Consider the following 2,635-nt stretch of genomic DNA (forward strand, 5'->3'; position numbering starts at 1 on the left):
GACCCGGCGACGCCATCGTCGCCACGGAGGCCAATGCCGAGGCTGGGCTTGCCGCCGCGCTCCGCGCCCGCCTCGGCGAGGGGTTCCGTTTCCTCTTTTCCAGCCATGTGCCTGCCGGCACCCCGGCGGAGGCGCTGCTTCAGGCCGGTGCCGCGCACTGGTTGGGCTGGAACGTGCACCCGCGCCTCGAGGATGTTCTGGACCTTGCCGATTCCTGCGCCGCGCAGCGGGTGGTTCCCGTCTTCCTGGACGTTTCCGAAGCGCCGAACCTGTGTGCCGGGCTGGGTGACCGGCTTTGTCTCGACAGGACGATCGAAGTCTAGCGGATAGCCCATGCAGAAAGCCTTTCCTTCCCTCATCGATCAAACACCGGAGGACCGGCCTGTCCTGGAGCCTGTGGCCCACGGCTTCGGCCGGGACCGCCTCACGCTCTATATCGGTAATCTTGCCGCGGCCGAGGATGCGGGCATGTTGCAGGCCGCTGGCGTGACGGCCAGCCTCAATGTCGCTCTCAACGTGTTCCCAATGCCGCTGGCGCTGGCCGACGGGACGCATATGCGCCGTTATCAGATCGGCCTCACCGACGGTCCGGGAAACGATCCCAGCGTCCTTGCCGCCGCCGTTCTGACGCTCCACGGGCTGGTTGAAACCTATACGGAAGGAAAGCCGCACTACCCGCCGAACCGGCGCGGCAACATCCTGGTCCACTGCCGCGCCGGCCAGTCCCGCTCGGCCACGGTGCTCGCCCTTTATCTGCACATATGCCGGCCTCGCGATTATCCGCGCCTTGGCGACTCGCTGGTGCATATCCGGCGTTGCCGTGGCATGGACGAGCGCTATCCGCTGGCGCCCATGATCGCGCTTGCCGAACAGGCCTTGCCAATGCTCGCGGCGATAAGCGGCCGGGCGGAGGCCCGCTGAGCATGCGCCGCGGATTCGTGAGGGCGCTCGACGTCGCGCTGCATGCCGGCGTTTCGCGCTCGGCGGTCTCGCGCTGCTTCACCCCCGGCGCCAGCGTCTCGGATGCGGTGCGGCTGCGGGTCGAGGCCTCGGCACGGGCGCTGGGCTACCGCGTCAACCGCCTGGCGCAGACCCTTCATACCGAGCGTTCCAGCCTGGTGGGCGTTGTCGGTTCGAACCTCGCCAATCCCTATCTCGCGGTCCAGCTCGCCGATCTCACCGCGGCGCTGGTCGAAGAGGACCTTCAATGCCTGCTGATGAACGCCAGCGGCGACGGGAAGGACCTGAGGCGGTCGCTTCAACTGCTTCTGGAATATCGTGTCCGTGCGGTGGTGGTCCTGTCCGGCGCGCCGCATCATTCGCTGGTGCGCGAGTGCCTGGACAACGGAGTGCGCGTCGTCCTCATCAACCGCACCGTCGACAGCGCCCTGGCCGATATCATCGCCTTTGATGCAGAGCAGGGCGGCCGGCTCGCCGCCGAGCGGCTGATCGCCGACGGGCGCCGGCGGGTGGCGGTGGTGCAGAGCGCCAGCAAGACTCTGTCGAAGCGGCAGCGCGCCGAGGCTTTCCGCGCGCGCATGGCGGAGGCAGGGGTGGAGGTCGTCACATGGACGCGCGGCGGCAACAGTTACGCGGCGGGCGAGGAGGCCGCTCGCGCACTCCTGGGGCAGGGCGGCATCGACGGTGTGTTCTGCGTCACGGACGAATTGGGGCTGGGGTTCCTGAACGCCGCGCGCCATGCGCTCGCCCGGCGCATTCCCGAGGAGATGTCGCTGATCGCCTTCGACGACGTGCCGCAGGCCGCATGGTCGTCACACGCCATGACGACCATCCGGCAGCCGGTCGCCGAGCTCAATCGCGCCGTCATCGAGGCGCTCACCCGCGACACGGCCGGAGATCGGCGCCCCTTCGTGCGGAAGATCCCGGTCACACTCGTGGAGCGCGGCACCACGCTGCCGGGGCGTTGAACCCCGGCAGGTAAGAAATGAGGTCTCCTCAGGCGTCGTCCTGCGCGCTCCGGTCCGCGTACCAGTCGCGGAAGAGCGTATACTGCGCTTCGAGATAGTTGCGCTGGGCATCGGTCAGTGCGTCGGTCTCGTTGAAGTGCAGCGCGTATTCGCTGTCGCCGTTCAGCACCATCAGGTGCTTGTAATAGAGCACCAGGTCCGGTCCCTCGTCGAAGGAGGAGAGGACCGCCATCGCCTCGTCGAGCTCCTTCGCCCGGACGCGGGCGCGGGCGTCGCCCCTGGCCGCCTTCTCGCACAAGGAGACGAGATGCAGCACCTCGCGCGGGAGCGCATTGCCGATGCCGGTGATCGCGCCCCTGGCACCGCAATTGACGAAGCCATGGAAAACGTTGGTGTCGACGCCGACCATCAGCGTCACGTCGTCGTCCTGCGAGGTGATGTGCTCGGCGGCATAGCGCAGGTCGGCGGCGCCGCCGAATTCCTTGAAGCCGATCAGGTTGGGATGCTCGGCACGCAGCGCAAAGAACAGGTCGGCGCGGGTGGCGAAGCCGTAATAGGGGCTGTTGTAAATCACGGCGGGCAGGTCGGGGGCGGCCGAAAGGATCGCCTTGAAATGCGCGCGCTGGGCGCTGTGCGCCGTGCCGCGCGAAAGCACGCGGCGGATCACCATCAGGCCGTGCGCGCCGACCTCGGCGGCGTGCGCCGCA

General features: G+C 68.0%; 3 protein-coding genes and 1 pseudogene. 3 read left to right on the forward strand and 1 reads right to left on the reverse strand.

The features are described from left to right. From ACFP9U_RS24640 to ACFP9U_RS24650, 3 genes and pseudogenes are all read left to right on the forward strand, one after another. Window positions 1-323: pseudogene (locus tag ACFP9U_RS24640) on the forward strand (MBL fold metallo-hydrolase); the annotation flags it as partial. Between the two features lie 10 nt (window positions 324-333). After that, window positions 334-921 carry a dual specificity protein phosphatase family protein gene (locus tag ACFP9U_RS24645; RefSeq protein WP_378625473.1) on the forward strand — a complete coding sequence of 196 codons (588 nt, stop codon included), beginning with the start codon at window positions 334-336 and terminating at the stop codon, window positions 919-921. 2 nt (window positions 922-923) lie between these two features. Next, window positions 924-1,928, forward strand: a complete 1,005-nt coding sequence (locus ACFP9U_RS24650; RefSeq protein WP_378625474.1) for a LacI family DNA-binding transcriptional regulator — start codon at window positions 924-926, stop codon at window positions 1,926-1,928. 28 nt (window positions 1,929-1,956) lie between these two features. Here the strand turns inward: ACFP9U_RS24650 and ACFP9U_RS24655 are convergent. After that, the coding region (locus ACFP9U_RS24655) for a dihydrodipicolinate synthase family protein (RefSeq protein WP_378625477.1) at window positions 1,957-2,635 on the reverse strand (679 nt) is incomplete at its 5' end.

Origin of the sequence: Nitratireductor sp. GCM10026969 (genome assembly GCF_042660605.1) — a bacterium.
Lineage (GTDB): Bacteria > Pseudomonadota > Alphaproteobacteria > Rhizobiales > Rhizobiaceae > Chelativorans.

Excerpts from the sequence above, each read along its gene's own strand:
- ACFP9U_RS24645 (WP_378625473.1), top strand. The coding sequence starts at position 334 with ATGCAGAAAGCCTTTCCTTCCCTCATCGATCAAACACCGGAGGACCGG.
- ACFP9U_RS24650 (WP_378625474.1), top strand. The coding sequence starts at position 924 with ATGCGCCGCGGATTCGTGAGGGCGCTCGACGTCGCGCTGCATGCCGGC.